The organism is Bradyrhizobium macuxiense (assembly GCF_007993935.1).
In the GTDB taxonomy this organism is placed as follows: Bacteria; Pseudomonadota; Alphaproteobacteria; order Rhizobiales; family Xanthobacteraceae; genus Bradyrhizobium; species Bradyrhizobium macuxiense_A.
On record NZ_VITY01000012.1, the window covers coordinates 1 to 16,858 of the forward strand.

Consider the following 16,858-nt stretch of genomic DNA (forward strand, 5'->3'; position numbering starts at 1 on the left):
TCCGCCTCCACCTATGCACGATCATCTCTATGAACAGCCGATCGACGATCGGGCGAGGCTCTGCGTTCTAATCCTTGACAGCGGACATCAGAGCGTTCGTCCGCGGCCGTCGTGAGCGGACTGCCGGCCGGTTCGACATGATCGGGCAACGGATCATACCCGTGCCGCAGCATCAGCTCCGAATAGATCTCGACGCGGCGCGTCGGCGTCGCAAAGCCCGCCGCGGTGCCGTCCTCGCGGGTGACGGCGTATTTCTCGTCGCGGAAGGCCTGCGGGAAGCGCCGTCCTTCGGGATGTTTACGCAGATCCTCGACACCGACGCCGAGCGGCGCCAGCTGATAATTCCAGCCGGCCTCGATGTCGCCACCGAAGAACAGGTCACCCATGCCGAGCTTGAGCGCGAGCGCGGCGGCGATCTCGTAATCGGCCTTCACCGCGCCGATCGGCTCGACCATGCGCGGGCGAAACTGCACGGTCTCGACGGCTTGCTGCGTGATCTCGAACCCGATCTTGAGCGCGTCGCGCTCCCATGGCGTGCTCGCAGGCAGAACGAAATCGGCGCTCTCCGCGGTCGGGTTCATGAACATGTCGATATGAACCTGGAATTCCAGTGCGTTCAGCGCGGCCTTGTTGCGCTCGGAGTGGCCCTGCGAGACGACGAAGTTGGTACCGAAGGCGACCAGTGCGCGTACTTTGTAAGGCTCGCCCTCCAACACGGCACGGCTGAAATCGCGCGCCGTGATCCAACCCTTCGCCGGCGGGCCGAGCGGCAATTCGGCAAGGCCCAGCGCTTTCGCCTGCTGCTCCGGCGGCAGGATGTTGTAGTCATTGAGCGGACGTGTCGGCGGCGGCACCGGCCAGCGATTGCCGCCGGGCCGATCGCAGGCGCCGGTCAGCGCGTAGAGCGACGCGATCGCGCGCTCAATCGAAGTTGCATTGGTGTGCTGCCCGACGCCGGTCCAGGAATGATAGGCAAGCCGAGGCCGCGTCGCGAGCAGCGCATAGAACGCCTCGATATCAGCGACATCAAGCCAGGTCAGCGCCGCCACCCGATCCGGTGTGTAAGGCGCAGCGCGCTCGGCGAGCAATTCGAACGCGGTTGCCGCCGAGATCATCCGGCCATCGCAGGCGCGGATCGACAGCGCGCCACGAAGCTGGCCGCCGCGCTCCGGCGCATAGCGCGTGTCGCAAGGCACCGGCGAGCCCGATGCATCGAGGCGAACGAAAGCATCCGGCGCGCCATCCGGCCACAGCGCATCGGCGCGCAGGAAGCGTCCGGTGGCGCGATCGACCAGCAGCGATCCATTGGTCCACGCGTCGACGAAATCCGCATCGAAGCTGCCGGTCGCGATGAGATGGCGGATCGCGCCCATCGCGAGCGCGCCATCGGCGCCCGGACGGATGCGCAGCCAGAGATCGGCCTGCTGACCCGAACCGTTCGGCTTGGGATCGACAACAACGACCTTGGCGCCGCGCCGCCGCGCGTCGGCGATCCGCGTCGCTTGGGCGAGCCAGGTGCGCGCGGGGTTGTGGCCCCACAGGATGATCGCATCGGCATTGTCGTAATCGGGAAAGCCGATGCCGCGGCCGAAGGTCAGCGCGTGCGCAAAGTCCTTGTGCCAGCCGCAGATCTCGACTGCGTAGATCAAATTGGGGCTGCCAAAGCCGCGGATGAAGCGCTCGACCCATTCAAAGCTATCGACCATCGGCGTGCCGCTCGGCGTGGTGACACCGAACGCCACGGCCTCGGCGCCGCTCTCGGCGCGGATCGTGCGGAGCCGGTCGGCGATCTCGGTCAGCGCCTCGTCCCAGGACACCTCGACCCAGCCCGGATCGGCGGCGTCGCGCGGACGGGTTCGCTTGAGCGGGACGGTCAGACGGCGCGGGCTGGCGACGATTTCGGGGGCCGCCCGGCCCTTGGCGCACAGCGCGCCGCCGGTTGGATGGTTATTTAATACCTCTACGCCGACAAGGCGTCCGTCCTCGACGACGGTGACAGCACCGCAACGCGAGCGACAAAGCGTGCAATAGCCGGGTAGCCGCTGTTTCACCGCCGTCTCACCGTCAAGTTAGCCCATGTGACGCATTTTGGTAATGCGTTACACATTTACGTCATACGCTACCGGTCTCGTCAAGCTAAGTAATAATCAGGGACGAATCGGAGTTCCGGCGAGAGGCGGCTGCGACCACCCATGGACCAGAATTTGCGCGAACAGGTGCTGCAGCGGGTGCGCGCCGAGATCATTTCGGGGCAAAGCCTGCCCGGCACGATGTATTCGGTGCCGAGCCTCGCCGCGAGCCTCGGCGTCTCGTCGACGCCGGTACGCGAGGCGCTGCTCGAGCTCAGCCGCGGCGGACTGGTCGAGCCGATGCGCAACCGCGGTTTCAAGGTCGTCGAGCCGACGCTGACCGAGCTGCGCAATCTGTTCGACATGCGCGAGGTGCTGGAGCTGCACGCCGCCGTGCTGGTCGCCGCCAATCCGCCAAAGGATCTACCGGCCGTACGCGGCTGGGCCGATGAGATCGCGAGGGCTGTCGAGACCGACGACGTCCAGCTCTATCTGGAAGCCGACCGCGCCTATCATCGCGAGTTCATCGCCGCCGCCGGCAACGAGCTCTTGACCGAGATGGTGATGGGCTTGCGCGACAAGATGAGGCTCTATGGCATCAGCTCCCGCGCGGGTCACGAGCGGCAGCAGGCTTCGGTGCCCGAGCACTACCGGCTGATCGAACTCGCGCTCGCCGGCGAGACCGAAGCGCTGCCGACGCTGCTACGCAGCCACATCCGCTCCTGGGAGCCGATCTTCGTCGATGCGTTGATGCGCTCGAAGGAGCACGCGCGCGAGCCGCTGCGGCAGGCGCGTGGCTGACGCGCGACCGGAGCTAAATCGTCTGCGGCCGCGGTAACCGGCTAGTCCAGAATGCTTTTATATTGCTCCGAGAAGACGTCGCGGCCGATGATGAGCCGCATCACTTCCGAGCTTCCCGCCAGGATCCGGTTGACGCGCGCGTCGGTGAACATCCGGCTGATCGGATACTCATCCATATAGCCTGCACCGCCGTGCAGCTGCACGCCGAGGTCAAGCATCTTCCACTCGACTTCCGACGACATCATCTTGGCCTTGGCGCCCATGTTGCTGGTCAAGCGTCCCGCGTTGTGCTCGGCGACGCAGTGATCGACATAGACTTGCACGAGATCGATTTCGGCATCCATCTCCGCCATGCGGAACTGGGTGTTCTGCTGCTCGGCGAGCGGCCTGCCGAACAGCTTGCGATCCATCACGTAAGCGCGCGTGATGTCGAACGCCTTGCGTCCGTTGGCGATCGATCCGACTGCGGAGATCAGCCGCTCTTCGGCAAGACCTTCCATGAGGTAGTAGAAGCCCCTGCCCGGTTCTCCCAGCACGTTGGCCTTGGGCACTTTCACATTCTGGAAGAACAGCTCGGCGGTGTCCTGCGCCGGCATGCCCATCTTCTTGAGATTGCGGCCGCGCTCAAAACCTTCCATGCCGCGCTCGACGATCAAGAGCACCATGGCGTGCTTCTTCTCGGCGCCTGCGAGCTTGGCGGCCACGATCACCACATCCGAATTGATGCCGTTGGAGATGTAGGTCTTCGAGCCGTTGAGCTGGAAATGATCGCCCTTGTCTTCCGCGGTGGTCCGCATGCCGGCGAGGTCAGAGCCCGCGCCGGGCTCGGTCATCGCGATCGCCAGGATGGTCTCGCCGCTGACGCATTTGGGCAGGAAGCGGTCACGCTGCTCCTCGGTGCCGAAGCGCTTGAAGTAAGAGCCGACCAGCCGGCTGTGCAGCGTGTTGAACCAGCCCTTGCAGCCGGAGCGCGCGGTCTCCTCGATGATGATCTGCTCATAGCGGAAATCCTCATCGCCCATTCCGCCGTATTTTTCCTCCGGCCAGATCATCAGGAAGCCGAGATCGCCGGCCTTCTTGAACGCGCTGCGGTCGACGATGCCGGCCTCCCGCCACTCCTCCATATGAGGCGCGATCTCGCTGGCAAGGAACTTGCGATAGGAGTCGCGGAAGATGACCTGGTCTTCGGTAAAGCTGCGCATCATTCACCTAATAGCGCTCTCAAGCGGCGCGGAAACTGGCCGGCGTGCGTCGGCTCGCACAGAACATTCGGAGCGCCGGTTCTGCTTCAATCAAAACCGGCGCTCCGTCGTCAAAGCAGTCGATGCCTTACTTGCCCTTCCAGTTCGGCGCGCGTTTTTCCGCGAAGGCAGCCGCGCCCTCACGGGCGTCCTCGGAGACGAAGATAGGAGCGACGATCTCCTGCTGCTTCTTCCACATCTGGTCTTCCGGCCAGAGCCTGGATTCGACGATCACCTGCTTGGATGCCTTGACGGCGAGCGGTCCGTTGGCGCCGATCGCGGCCGCAAGCTCGAGCGCGGCGTCGAGCGCCGGGCCGTCGGTCACGCGGTTGATGATGCCGAGTTGATAGGCGCGCTCTGCGCCGAAGAACTCTCCCGTCAATGCGAACTCCATCGCCACACGGATCGGCATCTGGCGCGGCATGCGGATCAATCCGCCGGCCGCAGCGGCCAGCCCGCGCTTGACCTCGGGGATGCCGAACTTGGCGTTGCGGTTGGCGACGATCATGTCGCACGACAGCGCGATCTCCATCCCGCCGGCGAGCGCGTAGCCGTCAACTGCCGCAATCAGCGGCTTCTTCGGCGGCGCCTCGGTGAGGCCGGCGAAGCCGCGGCCAGGGATCGACGGCCGCTCGCCCTTCAGGAACCCCTTGAGGTCCATGCCGGAGCAGAACGTACCGCCGGCGCCGGTGATGATGCCGACGCTGAGCGCATCGTCGGCGTCGAGCCGGTCGATCGCCGCGGCCACGCCCTTGGAGAGGGCGAGGTTGGCGGCGTTCTTGGCCTCCGGCCGATTTAAGGTGATGATGAGGATCGGTCCGCGGACTTCAGTGAGGACCGGCGTTTCTTCGGACATCGCTTTCTCCTGTAGCCGTGGCAAATGCCTAGCGCGGAGCCATACGGATGGCGCCGTCGAGACGGACGTCTTCACCGTTGAAGTAGCCGTTGGTGATCATCGTCAGCGCGAGCTGCGCATATTCCTCCGGCATGCCGAGACGCTTCGGGAACGGCACCGACGCGCTGAGCGCGGCCTTGACGTTCTCTGGCGCACCCTGCAGCAGCGGCGTGTTGAAGATGCCCGGCAGGATGGTGTTGACGCGGATGCCCTCGGCCATCAGGTCGCGCGCGATCGGCAGGGTCATGCCGACGACGCCGGCCTTGGAGGCCGAATAAGCCGCCTGCCCCATCTGGCCGTCCTCGGCCGCGACCGACGCCGTGTTGACGACCGCGCCGCGCTCGCCATGCTCCAGCGGCGACAGCGACAGCATGCCCTGCGCCGACTTGGCGATGCAGCGGAAGGTGCCGACGAGGTTGATCTGGATGATGCGGTTGAAGGCATCGATCGGGAAGTGCGTGGGTTCGCCGGTCTTCTTGTCGCGGCCGGCGGTCTTCACTGCGTTGCCGGTGCCTGCGCAGTTCACCAGGATGCGCTCCTGGCCGTGCGCCGCGCGGGCCTTGGCAAAGCCCGCGTCGACCTGCTCGTCGGAGGTGACATCGACCTTGCAGAACACGCCGCCGATTTCCTTGGCGATGGCTTCGCCCTTCTCTTCGTTGAAGTCGAAGATCGCGACCTTCACGCCTTGCGCAGCGAGCGCCCGCGAGGTGGCTGCGCCGAGGCCGGACGCGCCGCCGGTGACGACCGCGGCGACCGATGAATCGAGTTTCATTGCGTTATCCTTTCGCGATCAGAGGCGTTCGATGATGATGGCCGGCGCCATGCCGCCGGCGGCGCACATGGTGACCAGACCATAACGACCGCCGCTGCGCTCGAGCTCGTCGAGCGCGGTGCCGATCAGGATCGATCCGGTCGCGCCGATCGGGTGACCGAGCGCAATCGAGCCGCCATTGATATTGACCTTCTCGCGATCGAGCTCGAGGTCGCGGATGAACTTCTCGGCGACGACGGCGAACGCCTCGTTGATCTCCCAGACGTCGATGTCGTTCTTGGTCAGGCCGGCCTTAGCGAGAACCTTCTTGGCCGCCGGAACCGGCGCGTTGAGCATCAGCGTCGGATCGTCACCCTGATTGGCATAGGCGACGATGCGGCCGCGCGGCTTGAGGCCGTGCTTCTCGGCATATTCCTTCGACGTGATCAGGACAGCGGCGGCGCCGTCCACCACGCCCGAGCTGTTGCCGGCATGATGCACGCCCTTCCACTCGAGGCCCGGGTAACGGCGCTGGATCTGCTTCTTGAAGGTCACGCCGTTGCCGAGATCGAAATCGGCAAGCTGCTCGAAGCTCGGCTTCAGCGAAGCGAGGCCTTCGGCGGTGGTCTCGGGGCGCGGGAATTCTTCACGACCGAGCGCAACGCTGCCGTCGTCGTTGAGAACGGGGATCACCGACTTGGCGAAGCGGCCTTCATCGATCGCCCGCTTGGCACGCTGCTGGCTCGTCAGCGCCAGCGCATCGCAGGCCTCGCGGCTGATTCCCTCGCGCGTCGCGATGGCGTCGCCGCACACGCCCTGGTGCGACTGCGGGTGAATCTCGTCAAGCGCCGGATTGCCCGAACCCATCATCCGCGCCGGCTGGCCCGCCTTGGAGCGCTCGGCTGCGAGGGTCTGCTGGTAGCTCATCATCTCGGTGCCACCAGCGATGACGCAGTCTTCCATCCCCGACATGACGGAGGCTGCCGCGAGGTTCACCGAGGTGATGCCGCCGCCGCAGAAGCGATCCAGTGTCGTGCCACTGGCGTTGATGTCGTAGCCGGCCGCGAGCGCCGACATGCGTCCGAGATCGCCGCCCTGCTTGCCTTCCTGGGTCGAGGTCGACCAGATGATGTCGTCGACGGTCGACGTATCGAGCTTGTTGCGCGCCTTGAGCGCGGCGAGCACGGTTGCCGCCAGATGCTGCGGATGCAGGTGCGACAGCGCGCCCTTGCCCGGCTTGCCGATGCCGCGCGGCGTGCGCACCGCGTCGATGATGTATGCTTCAGACATGCGTTTCCCTCTGCTTTGGATGTTTCTTGACTGTGGGCTCGCGCCGATTGGGCCGGAGCGTTTCCGCTGAGCCTTTTACTCCGGGAACCGGCCGAGGCGTCAGCGGTGTGGCGTCACCGCAAGCGGCGCGGCAACCGGATTGCGCTGATCTTCGAAGTAGCGCGAGTTGATCAGCATGGACGGTTGCGCCGTCTCGCGCTCCCGCTCGTCGGCGCAGGCGGGCTTGTCGCACCCCTCCGCAAACAACGGGACGCTCGGCGCGGCGGCGTGCGGACCGAGAGCATATTTCTGCTCTTGCGGCAGGTAGATCAACTGGCCGATCTGGGTGAGGGTCAATGTGAGACGGGAGACCGTCGAGCGCGGAAGGCCGCAGCGGTCGGCGATTTCCCGATTGCCTAGGCGTATGCTTCGGCCTTCGAAGCAACGCACGATGTCGAATGCGCGCGACACCACCTGGATCACGCGCCGGTTGTCCGTGCCGGCGGTCTCTTGCGCCATCAGTACCTCAGATCGACGTCCCATCGTTTACGCCTCACTCCTCATTTGCGTTCGGGTGAACGGAGCCATTCTGGTTCGGGCAGGACGCGCCGATCCGCGACAGCGTTGTCGCGCGCGAAACACCGCGCGGCGCTCGCGCGAGCGGACCTGCATAAAGGATCTGACCGCAGGCGCCCGGTCTTCCAGCCCAGCGAAGCCGCGACCGCGGGGCGAGCAGCTTCGGATATCGATGGCCGGCCGGCATCAGGTGGATTCTTTCCCTAGGGTTTCAGACCTTAATTAATTGATTAATTAGTCAGGTGATTAAAGTGGGCGCTCCCCCGTGTCAACTGTCGTTGCCGCAGGGCGCCCCGCGCGGATCGCACCACGCTCAAACCGTTCGAGCCAGTTCGTCGGAAATGGTAGTCGCCGCCACGTCGTGACGACCTTCAAGCCGTGATCGAGCGTAACGCGCCGACGGCGTCACCGGTCAGCGCGGCAATCGCCGGACGAGGCGAGCCGATGCGATCGCAAATCAGGAAATGTCACGAGACGCGAACCGAGGCAGCCGGATTGTCCGAATAGACGGGGCTGCCGGCCGGAATGACCGCTACGAGGGCTAAACCTAAGCTTTGAAAGCTTGGTGGGCGCACCAGGGCTCGAACCTGGGACCCGCTGATTAAGAGTCAGCTGCTCTACCAACTGAGCTATGCGCCCGGAACTTGTCCGGAAGTGACCCTCGCAAGAGAGGCCGTCGTTTAGCAAAGCGATTCCGCGATGTCCAGCAAGCTGGGACAAGTTTTCCCGACTTTTGCCAATCTCGCCGACAGGCGAAAGGCCGCCGGATTCCGGCGGCCTTTCAGCGGCTTGGCGAGGACGCTCGCAGCGAGCGCTCAGAGCCGGCCCGAGCGCTCCTGATCCGGACCGCCATCGCGGTCGAAATGGTGGTCGCGGCCGCCGCGCTCCCAGCGGTCCATGTCGCGCTCGAGGCGATGGCGGCGCCAGCCCTCGGCACCGAAGCCGCGGCCTTCCATGTGGGTGAGCATGGTCAACCGCCGCTTCTGGTTGTCGTCGAGCGTCTTGTAAAGCGGATCGGCGGCATCGGCGATCTTCTTCAGCGAGGTCGCGGTCGCCGCCATGTTGTCGGCACGCTCGCGCAGGCGCGTGACCGGATCATCCGGCCTCTCGGCCTTGTCGGCATCGGTCTTCTCCGCGGCCATCCGCGCGTTGGCGCGATCGAGCCGCATCTTGGCGAAGTCGCGCACCGCAGCTTCGACCGGCGGCCACAGCTTCTCCTGATCGGCGGTCAGCTTCAGCCCGGCGTGGACAGCGGCAATGCGCGCGTCGAGGAAGGCGGCGCGATCCTCGGGGCTCATCTGCGTATGGCCATGGAACCAGGGGCGATGCTGGGCATACACCACGGTCGAACCGGCAATCGTGAGCGCCGCGACGCCGGCGAGCAGAACTTTTTTCATCAAAACCTCCTTTGAAGGTTGCTTGAAGATGATGCCGCCTGCCGCTGCCTTCAACTTACCGATTGGTCAGAGAGAGGTCTCTTACCAAGATGTAATCCGCTTCATTGCTCGCCAGAAACATCCAAAGCGCGAGATCGCGCTTTGGTTTTCCTGTTGTTTGCTTTTTTTGCGCATGATCCTGTCAGAAAACCGCGTCACACTTTTCTGGATCATGCGCGCTAGATCATTCCGAGCAGCCGCGGCAGCCACAGCGAGATCTCCGGCACGTAGGTGATCAGGCCGAGGAACACCAGCATCGCGCACAGCCACGGCAGCACCGAGATGGTGATCTCAGAGATGCCCATCTTGGCGATGCTGCTCGCGATGTAGAGGTTGAGGCCGACAGGCGGATGGCACAGCCCGACCTCGGTGTTGACGATCATCAGGATGCCGAGATGCACCGGGTGCACGCCGAGCTTGGTCGCCAGCGGAAACAGGATCGGCGCCATGATCAAGAGGATCGACGACGGATCCATCACGTTGCCGGCGAGCAGCAGGATGACGTTGACGACCAGCAGGAACATCCACACCGAGAAGTTCTTGTCGATGATCCAGGCCGCCATCTCCTGCGGGATCTGCTCATGCGTCATCAGGAACGAGAACAGCACCGCGTTGGTGATGATGTAGAGCAGCATCGAGCTCATGCTCGCCGCCTGCAGCAGCACCTTTGGCACCTCGGAGAGCTTGAGCTCCTTGTAGACGAACACGGTGATGAAGAAGGCGTAGGTCGCGGCGACCGCGGCGGCTTCGGTCGGGGTGAAGATGCCGCCATAGATGCCGCCGAGCACGATCGCGATCAGCAGCAGGCCCCAGATGCTTTCGCGGAACGCCTTGAACTGCTGGGCGATGGTTGCGCGCGGCATCTTCGGATAGCCGTTGCGCTTCGCGACGAAGAAGGTCACCGCGGCCAGCATCAGCGCGAGCAGCACGCCCGGCACGATGCCGGCCATGAACAGCGCGCCGATCGAGGTGTTGGTGGAGACGCCGTACAGCACCAGGATGATCGAGGGCGGCACCAGGATGCCGAGCGCGCCCGAGGTCGAGATCACGCCGACGCCGAAACGCTTCGGATAGCCGTGATCGACCATCGCCGGCATCATGATCGAGCCGATCGCGACCACGGTGGCGACGCTCGAGCCCGAGATCGCCGCGAACATCGCGCAGGCCGCGACGCCGGCAAGGCCAAGGCCGCCGGGCAAATGGCCGACCAATGAGGTCGTGAACGCGATCATGCGCCGCGCGACGCCGCCGCGGGTCAGGAAGGTGCCGGCCAGAATGAAGAACGGGATCGCCATGATGCCGAAATTGTCGAGGCCCGAAAACAGCTTCAGGCCGACGCTCTCGATCGGCACTTCGGTCATCGTGAACAGGAAGGTGAGCACGGTCAGGCCGAGCGAGATCGAGATCGGCATGCCCGTCAGCATCAGGGCAAACAGCAGTCCGAAAATAAGTGCGGCGCTCATCACGCTTCTCCAAGCGCGACGGGCGCGGTCTTGCTGGTCTCGACGCCGTCGACATGGGAGGCGTCATGGTGCGGCAGCTCGCCGGTTCGCCAGTAGGTCCAGCACACCTGCAGGAAGCGGAAGCACATCAGATAGGAGCCGAGCGGGATGCAGGCGTAGACGATCCAGCTCGGGATCTCCATGTCGGGCGAGACCTGGTCGGTGTGCATCAGTTCGAACACGAACTTGGCGCCCATGGTGCCGACGATCGCGGTGAACAGCGCGCCGCCGAGCAGGCCGAAGGTGATGGTGCGCTTGCGCCAGTAGTCATTGAGGCGGTTGATCAGCACGTCGACGCCGACATGGATGCCGGTGCGCACGCCATAGGCAGCGCCGAACTTCGCCATCCAGATGAACATGTAGATGCAGAGTTCCTGCGACCAGGCGAGGTTGATGCCGAACAGATACGGATAGAGCACGGGAACGTCGACCAGGAAGCGGTGCACCACCGTGATGAAAGTCAGCAGGGTCGCGGCGCCCATCAGGCTCGCGATGATGATTTCCTCGAGCCGGTCCAGAATTTTCAGCAGCATTGATCTCCCCTGTCATGGCCTGATGCGGCAACCGGCCACGGCACCCAGGCCGCGGCCTCACATGGCCGCGGCGCTCGTTGTGATTGCGGTTTGGATCCGCCTTAGTTCATCGGGCTGCGGCCCGTTTCCTTGAGGAATTCGTCGATCAGCGGCTGGCCGACGCGCGAGGCGACGTCCTTGTAGACCGGCATCATGGCCTTGCGCATCGCCTCGTCCTGCTCCGGCGTCAGCGAGATGATCTCGGTCTTGCCGGCCTTCTTGATCTCGGCAAGCGCGTCGTCATTCTCCTTGGCGGACTGGTTGTTGCCGAACTCGGTGGCTTCCTTCATCGCCTTGGTAAGCTGCTCGCGGATATCGGCCGGCAGACCGTCCCAGAACTTCTTGTTCACGACCACGACGTAACCGATGTAGCCATGGTTGGTGACGGTGGCGTACTTCTGCACCTCATGCATTTTCTGGGTGTAGATGTTCGACCAGGTGTTCTCCTGGCCGTCGACCACGCCGGTCTGCAGCGCCTGGTAGACGTCGGAGAACGCCATCACCTGCGGTATAGAACCGAGCGCGCGGAACTGGGCCTCCAGCACCTTCGACGACTGGATACGGAACTTGAGCCCCTTGTAATCGGCGGGCGCGATCAGCTTCTTGTTCGCGCTCATCTGCTTGAAGCCGTTGTCCCAATAAGCGAGACCGGTCATGCCCTTGGAATCCAGCTTCTTCAGCAGCTGGGCGCCGAGCGGACCGTCAGTCACCTTGCGCAGCGATTTCAGGTCGGGGAGGATGTAGGGCAGATCGAAGACTTCGAATTCCTTGATGCCGATCGGCCCGAACTTCGAGTTCGACGGCGCCAGCATCTGCACCGCGCCGAGCTGCAGCGCCTCGAGTTCTTCCTTGTCCTTGTACAGCGTCGAGTTCGGATAGACCTCGACCTTCACCTTGCCGCCGGTGTACTTCTCGGCGAGCTCCTTGAACTTGTCGGCCGCCTTGCCCTTCGGCGTGTCCGAGGCCACCACGTGGCTGAATTTGAGGACGATCGGCGACTGCGCCGCGGCCGGTCCGACAAAGGTCAAGGCCGCGATCGACGCCGCAGCCAGAATGAATTTACGCATGTTTCCTCCCGCGTAATTGCGGAGCACGAATACCGGCCCCGAGACATCCGGTCGCACCATTACAGAGAAGCAACGATGATTGCCATTGCCCCTTTAGCAGGGGCTGATTGCGCCATTGCTGCACTGCAAAATCCGATGCGTGGTATCCCTTTCGGCTCTTGCGACCGTTCAATGACACCGCCCGTACGCTGTGCCCGGCCACGCCCGCATGGTCAATGCGAGGTTTGGCAATGGCGAGTTCGCCGTGCGCGAATGCTGCCCGTTTTCCCTGCCAGCGTAGGCAGCGCAGCTTTCACAGCGCCACAGCTGTCGTCCCTGCGAAAGCAGGGACCCATACTCCGCGGCGGGTGTTGCGAAAGGGACTCGTCGTTCCGACATCGCTCCCCAATCACCATTCGTGGTTATGGGTCCCTGCTTTCGCAGCGACGACACGGAATGTGGCGTGCCGCTTGTGGATCATACTTCCGCATTCTCGCGGCGCGATGCGCCCGAGGCTTGCTGCAATTCTCGCCAGCCTGAAGAACGAACAAGATGGTATGCGCGATCTCAATGGCCGCTCAGCACCAGCGTCTTGACCGGCAGCAGCAAGGCCTGGATCCGCAGCAGGAGCGCGTGCACGAGCCCCGTCGCGTCGACGACGTGCAAGGCAAATCCCTTCAACGCGCCGGTTTTCGGATCGGCGATCACGTCGTGGTTGCTGGTGTAGGCGTTGACGATGCAACTGGAGCCCGGTGTGACGCCTTCAAGCCCGCCCGCATAGAGCGGCTCCAGGAAAGTGAGGATCGAGCCCGGCTGGCGCAGGGCTTGCGGATCGATCAATTGCTCGCCGGAACGGAATTGACCGGCGGCGATGTAGTCCTGCACGCCGGTCACGACGAGCGGGATGATCACCCAGGGTTTTGAAATACAGGTCGCCTCCGCGATCATGCCGGGCTTCATGACCTGGGCCTCGATCTGGCCAAAGCCGGCCTGCAACACGCTGCGGCCCGCGCCTTCGGGGATCAATATGCCGGCCGGGCGCATCATCTGGTTGACGACGTCGCCGGTGCGGAGCAAGAATTGCTCGACCCGTCCGTCGACGCCTGCACGAACGAAGGTCTTGTCGAGATCGACCTGCGCCTCGGCCAACGCTGCCTCCGCGCTCTCCTTCTCGGCGGGCAGCAGCGTGGAGACGCGCAAGCCCGCAGTCTCCCGCGCCGCGTTCGCGGCATCGATGCCGGCCTGTCTCTGATCGACGACGACCTGCAGCTTCTCGATGTCGCGCTGCGGCACGATGCCCGGATTGCGGCGCTGCAGTTCGCTCTTGGTATCCAGCTCGTCCTTGGCCTGCTGCCAGGACGCCTTGGCCTCGCCGACCTGGGCGTCCGCCTTGACCACATCGGCCCGCGCGCTGGTCAGCGACGCTTCCACCTCTGCGACTTTCCGCTTCGACGTCTCCAGCGCGGCCCGCTGCTTCGAATTGTCGAGCCTGAACAGCACATCGCCTTTCTTCACCGCAGCGCTGTAGCCCACATTCACCTCGGCAACGCGGCCGGCCACTTCGGGGAGGATCGGCACGGTGCGGAAGTAGATCGCCGCCGAGGTGGTGGAGGGATGGTAGTAGAAGATCATCGTGATCAGCGCGATCGTCAGCATCAGGCAGCCTGTGATGCCCCATCTGAGCTCGTGCCAGACCGAAAAGAACGTGATCTCCTTGCCGAAGCGCTTGCCCTGCCGGTAGCGACGGTAGAGATAGTCCGGGAGGATGGTAACGAGGGAGCACAGCAGGAGTTCAAGCATGACCCTGTCCCTCCTCCGCCGCGGCGACTTCGTCCGGCTCCGGTGGCACGGGCCGCGGTGGCGTGGCATCGGCAATCCGCTCCACCGATCCCGCGATGGTGCGCAGCGGCGTGCTGAAGTCCGGCAGATCGATCATCGCGAGCAGCAGGCCCGCGATCCAGAAGATGTGCATGTGGGTGAACAGCGAGATCAGGCCGAGCACCGCGACGATCTCGAACTGCAGCTTCTGCGACTTGTGCGCCATCCGCTCCGGCAGGCTGTGCAGCTTCCAATACAGCGTGCCCACGTACAGGACAGTCACGATCAGGAAGATCCCCATCACCACCATCAGGGTGTCGTCGCCATCGGGACCCGGAACGAAGAACGGCAGATGGTGAGGTGCTGCCGGGTGCATTTGTCCGTTCACGATCGTCCTTCCCGAAGAGCGAGGGCCATGCGTCGGCCCGCGGCGCGGAGCCATGGTTCCCTAATGCTGGAACTTTATCAAGGGCCGTAGTTACACGGGCAGGCCCGCTGCAATCTTGGGTTGGGTAACGTTACTGGCTGGCGTTAGCGCGGAGGCCTTGCGCTGTGTCTGTCAGTAAGAGACAAGGCGACGATAAAGGCGACATCGGGCAAGTGAGCAGTCAGCATCACGCGTGTTCAGGACACTGATTTGGCTACGTCCCGTGAGCAGGTCGATAGAGACTGGTCATAACATCAAGAAGCTCGCGCGATGATATGTTCAGCGGGAATGCGGCGATCCATAGGCCACGATTGCCAAGAAGCCCGTTTGCCCTTCGCATGACCCGGGTTACAGGGCCTAGCCGCAGACTCGTCCTAAGGAAGTCAGGATCAACATCGACAACAATACCTTTCCCACGGTAATTCTTTAAAGACAGGATCGCGGACCATGGAATCCAATCGGCGCTGATCCGAATGTCTCTGAATCCGTCCCGCGTCATGAAGAGGACTGGTCGGCGCGACCCCGACCACCTAACAGCGCCCTGAACGGCAGCTGATCCAAACATGATGATGCCGACAATCCCAATCAGCAATACCAGAACAGGTCCAACAAGCTCGCGAACCGTTGATCGAGGAGGACCAAGGAAGCCAAAGAGAACGCCGATACACGCTCCGGTCATGAACAGCGCACCGGCGGTCATAACAATGCCCATCGCAACGAAAATTGCGAGCCGAACGCGGGATTCGTAGATCTCCAAGCAGTCGTTCGCTTTGAGCGTGCCGGGCATATTGACGATCCAACTTGGTAATGCAATTAATTTCAATCCGTAATTGTCAGCGTCAATCTACTCGCGTTCGCATCCATTAGGCAACTGGCCGATTCTCCGGGCACATTCTGTGTCTCGCGACCACACCACTGAAACTTAGGTACAGCTTCGTTACCTGAGTTGGCGGACACGAGCATTCGGCCAAAAGGCGGCGAGAGCCAACGTCGCCGGAAAAGGCCGCTTTGGTTCAATAGCCGGCATTAACCCGCGCCTCCGCAATATCAGCTCTGGGCCATCGGCGGCTGCGGCAGCCACCATCACAACTGCCACGACAACACGCGCCGCATGGACGCAGCGAATTTTGCTGCGTCCCCCGAATGCCAATCGGCATGGCTGTGTGTCGCGTGTCCTCAGCGCGACGCCGTGCTGATGTTCTCGCCGAAGAACTTCCAAGTCTTGCCGTCGAACTTGGCGAGCTTGAACGTGTCGAAGGTGGAATAATTGGTCGGTGACACCGAGACCGTGATGCCGGGAAGCAACAGCGGCAGCGATACCTTGCTCAGGTTGGTGGCCTGCTTCAGCAGATTCTCGCGTGTCAGCTCGTCGCCGCAGTTCTTCAGGATGATGGCGGTGAACTGCGCGGAGAGATAGCCGATCTGGTTGCTGCCATCGATCGGATTGCCCTCGGGATACCACTGCTTCATGAAGGCGAGATAGTCCTGCACGCCCCTGTCGGAATCCCAGGCCGGATCGCCCACCACCTTGGTGGCGAGCGCCGTCATCAGCCCGGTGGATGCTTCGAGGCCGGCGGGCTCGAGCACTCCGCCGATCGAGCTGGAGACCGACACGATGAAGTGCGTCGGCTTCCAACCGAGATCGGCAACCTTGCGGATCGCCTGCGCGCCGAATTTCGGCGTCGTGATCGTCATCAGCACGTCGGCGCCCGCGGCCTTCAGATTGACGATCTGGGAATCGATCGTGGGATCGGTCACCTCGTAGCTGAGCTCTTTCACGATGAGACCGGCCTTGTCGCCGAGCGCCTCCTTGAAACCCTTGAGATAGTCCTTGCCGAAGTCGTCATTCTGATAGATCACGCCGATCTTCGCGCTCGGCAATTCCTTGAGGATGTACTTGCCGTAGATCTTCGCTTCCTGCGCATAGGGCGGATAGAACGGCGTGGTCCACGGAAACTCCTTCGGATCGTTCCACTTCGAGGCGCCGGTGGAGATCAGAAGATGCGGGATCTTCTTGCTGTTCAGATATTTTTGAATCGACGAATTGGTCGGCGTGCCGAGTGAACCGATATTGGCGAGGATCTCATCCTGCTCCACGAGCTTGCGCGTCTGCTCCACCGTCTTCGGCGGGCTATAGCCGTCATCCATGCTCAGCAGCGTGATTTTGCGGCCGTTGATGCCGCCCTGGCTGTTGATCATCTTCCAGTAGGCGGATTCGGCCCTGCCCTGCGTGCCATAGGCCGAGGCCGGACCACTGTAGGGCATGGTCTGCCCGATCTTGATTTCGGTATCGCTGGCGCCGGGATCGTATTTCTTGTCGGCACCAAGGACCGCCGACGTGGAAGCAAGGCTGAGCGCGGCGATCGCCGCGAGCGTGATGCAACGCATCTTGTTCTCCCCATTCGCGCCGCTGTTTGCCGCGACGTCCGGCGAGATAATGATCATGCCCGTGCGA

At 63.3% G+C, this 16,858-nt stretch carries 14 protein-coding genes, 1 tRNA gene and 1 pseudogene; 1 reads left to right on the forward strand and 15 read right to left on the reverse strand.

Features of this window, described 5'->3' with window-relative positions; genetic code table 11:
- Positions 1–11: 11 nt before the first annotated feature.
- Positions 12–2,051 carry a molybdopterin-dependent oxidoreductase gene (locus FBZ93_RS28080; protein ID WP_246667682.1) on the reverse strand — a complete coding sequence of 680 codons (2,040 nt, stop codon included), beginning with the start codon at positions 2,049–2,051 and terminating at the stop codon, positions 12–14.
- A 141-nt stretch (positions 2,052–2,192) separates the two neighbouring features.
- On the opposite strand from FBZ93_RS28080, the gene FBZ93_RS28085 reads away from it, so the two are divergent.
- Positions 2,193–2,870, forward strand: a complete 678-nt coding sequence (locus FBZ93_RS28085) for a GntR family transcriptional regulator (RefSeq protein ID WP_050419230.1) — start codon at positions 2,193–2,195, stop codon at positions 2,868–2,870.
- A gap of 41 nt (positions 2,871–2,911) precedes the next feature.
- Here FBZ93_RS28085 and FBZ93_RS28090 read toward each other — a convergent pair whose 3' ends face one another.
- From FBZ93_RS28090 to FBZ93_RS28155, 14 genes and pseudogenes are all read right to left on the reverse strand, one after another.
- Positions 2,912–4,075 carry an acyl-CoA dehydrogenase family protein gene (locus FBZ93_RS28090; protein WP_246667683.1) on the reverse strand — a complete coding sequence of 388 codons (1,164 nt, stop codon included), beginning with the start codon at positions 4,073–4,075 and terminating at the stop codon, positions 2,912–2,914.
- 124 nt (positions 4,076–4,199) lie between these two features.
- Complete coding sequence (locus FBZ93_RS28095; protein ID WP_146990437.1) at positions 4,200–4,967, reverse strand: crotonase/enoyl-CoA hydratase family protein; 768 nt, start codon at positions 4,965–4,967, stop codon at positions 4,200–4,202.
- 28 nt (positions 4,968–4,995) lie between these two features.
- Positions 4,996–5,778 carry an SDR family NAD(P)-dependent oxidoreductase gene (locus FBZ93_RS28100; protein ID WP_028340063.1) on the reverse strand — a complete coding sequence of 261 codons (783 nt, stop codon included), beginning with the start codon at positions 5,776–5,778 and terminating at the stop codon, positions 4,996–4,998.
- An 18-nt stretch (positions 5,779–5,796) separates the two neighbouring features.
- Positions 5,797–7,047, reverse strand: a complete 1,251-nt coding sequence (locus FBZ93_RS28105) for an acetyl-CoA C-acetyltransferase (RefSeq protein WP_146990439.1) — start codon at positions 7,045–7,047, stop codon at positions 5,797–5,799.
- Between the two features lie 243 nt (positions 7,048–7,290).
- Positions 7,291–7,569, reverse strand: a pseudogene (locus tag FBZ93_RS41425) (helix-turn-helix domain-containing protein); the annotation flags it as partial.
- A gap of 596 nt (positions 7,570–8,165) precedes the next feature.
- Positions 8,166–8,241, reverse strand: a tRNA-Lys gene (locus FBZ93_RS28115).
- A gap of 176 nt (positions 8,242–8,417) precedes the next feature.
- The gene (locus FBZ93_RS28120) at positions 8,418–8,999 is read right to left on the reverse strand and encodes a Spy/CpxP family protein refolding chaperone (protein ID WP_146990441.1); all 582 of its coding nucleotides are present in this window, start codon (positions 8,997–8,999) and stop codon (positions 8,418–8,420) included.
- 218 nt (positions 9,000–9,217) lie between these two features.
- Complete coding sequence (locus tag FBZ93_RS28125) at positions 9,218–10,501, reverse strand: TRAP transporter large permease (protein ID WP_146990443.1); 1,284 nt, start codon at positions 10,499–10,501, stop codon at positions 9,218–9,220.
- Positions 10,501–11,073, reverse strand: a complete 573-nt coding sequence (locus FBZ93_RS28130; RefSeq protein WP_074125737.1) for a TRAP transporter small permease — start codon at positions 11,071–11,073, stop codon at positions 10,501–10,503. The genes FBZ93_RS28125 and FBZ93_RS28130 overlap by 1 nt, the downstream gene beginning before the upstream one ends.
- Positions 11,074–11,174: 101 nt before the next feature.
- Positions 11,175–12,179, reverse strand: a complete 1,005-nt coding sequence (locus tag FBZ93_RS28135) for a TRAP transporter substrate-binding protein (RefSeq protein WP_146990445.1) — start codon at positions 12,177–12,179, stop codon at positions 11,175–11,177.
- A gap of 546 nt (positions 12,180–12,725) precedes the next feature.
- Entirely contained in the window at positions 12,726–13,958 is a 1,233-nt protein-coding gene (locus FBZ93_RS28140) for an HlyD family secretion protein (protein WP_146990446.1), read from the reverse strand.
- Complete coding sequence (locus tag FBZ93_RS28145) at positions 13,951–14,364, reverse strand: hypothetical protein (protein ID WP_146990448.1); 414 nt, start codon at positions 14,362–14,364, stop codon at positions 13,951–13,953. Before FBZ93_RS28145 ends, FBZ93_RS28140 begins: the two co-directional genes overlap by 8 nt.
- A gap of 253 nt (positions 14,365–14,617) precedes the next feature.
- Positions 14,618–15,190 (reverse strand): STM3941 family protein, encoded by a 573-nt coding sequence (locus tag FBZ93_RS28150; protein ID WP_146990450.1) that lies wholly within the window; start codon positions 15,188–15,190, stop codon positions 14,618–14,620.
- Between the two features lie 389 nt (positions 15,191–15,579).
- Entirely contained in the window at positions 15,580–16,791 is a 1,212-nt protein-coding gene (locus FBZ93_RS28155) for an ABC transporter substrate-binding protein (RefSeq protein ID WP_146990452.1), read from the reverse strand.
- Positions 16,792–16,858: the final 67 nt, after the last annotated feature.

What these genes read in the sequence shown, in the direction of transcription:
- FBZ93_RS28085 (WP_050419230.1), top strand. Translation starts at nt 2,193, where the DNA reads ATGGACCAGAATTTGCGCGAACAGGTGCTGCAGCGGGTGCGCGCCGAG.
- FBZ93_RS28090 (WP_246667683.1), bottom strand. Translation starts at nt 4,075, where the DNA reads ATGATGCGCAGCTTTACCGAAGACCAGGTCATCTTCCGCGACTCCTAT.
- FBZ93_RS28095 (WP_146990437.1), bottom strand. Translation starts at nt 4,967, where the DNA reads ATGTCCGAAGAAACGCCGGTCCTCACTGAAGTCCGCGGACCGATCCTC.
- FBZ93_RS28100 (WP_028340063.1), bottom strand. Translation starts at nt 5,778, where the DNA reads ATGAAACTCGATTCATCGGTCGCCGCGGTCGTCACCGGCGGCGCGTCC.
- FBZ93_RS28105 (WP_146990439.1), bottom strand. Translation starts at nt 7,047, where the DNA reads ATGTCTGAAGCATACATCATCGACGCGGTGCGCACGCCGCGCGGCATC.
- FBZ93_RS28120 (WP_146990441.1), bottom strand. Translation starts at nt 8,999, where the DNA reads ATGAAAAAAGTTCTGCTCGCCGGCGTCGCGGCGCTCACGATTGCCGGT.
- FBZ93_RS28125 (WP_146990443.1), bottom strand. Translation starts at nt 10,501, where the DNA reads ATGAGCGCCGCACTTATTTTCGGACTGCTGTTTGCCCTGATGCTGACG.
- FBZ93_RS28130 (WP_074125737.1), bottom strand. Translation starts at nt 11,073, where the DNA reads ATGCTGCTGAAAATTCTGGACCGGCTCGAGGAAATCATCATCGCGAGC.
- FBZ93_RS28135 (WP_146990445.1), bottom strand. Translation starts at nt 12,179, where the DNA reads ATGCGTAAATTCATTCTGGCTGCGGCGTCGATCGCGGCCTTGACCTTT.
- FBZ93_RS28140 (WP_146990446.1), bottom strand. Translation starts at nt 13,958, where the DNA reads ATGCTTGAACTCCTGCTGTGCTCCCTCGTTACCATCCTCCCGGACTAT.
- FBZ93_RS28150 (WP_146990450.1), bottom strand. Translation starts at nt 15,190, where the DNA reads ATGCCCGGCACGCTCAAAGCGAACGACTGCTTGGAGATCTACGAATCC.
- FBZ93_RS28155 (WP_146990452.1), bottom strand. Translation starts at nt 16,791, where the DNA reads ATGCGTTGCATCACGCTCGCGGCGATCGCCGCGCTCAGCCTTGCTTCC.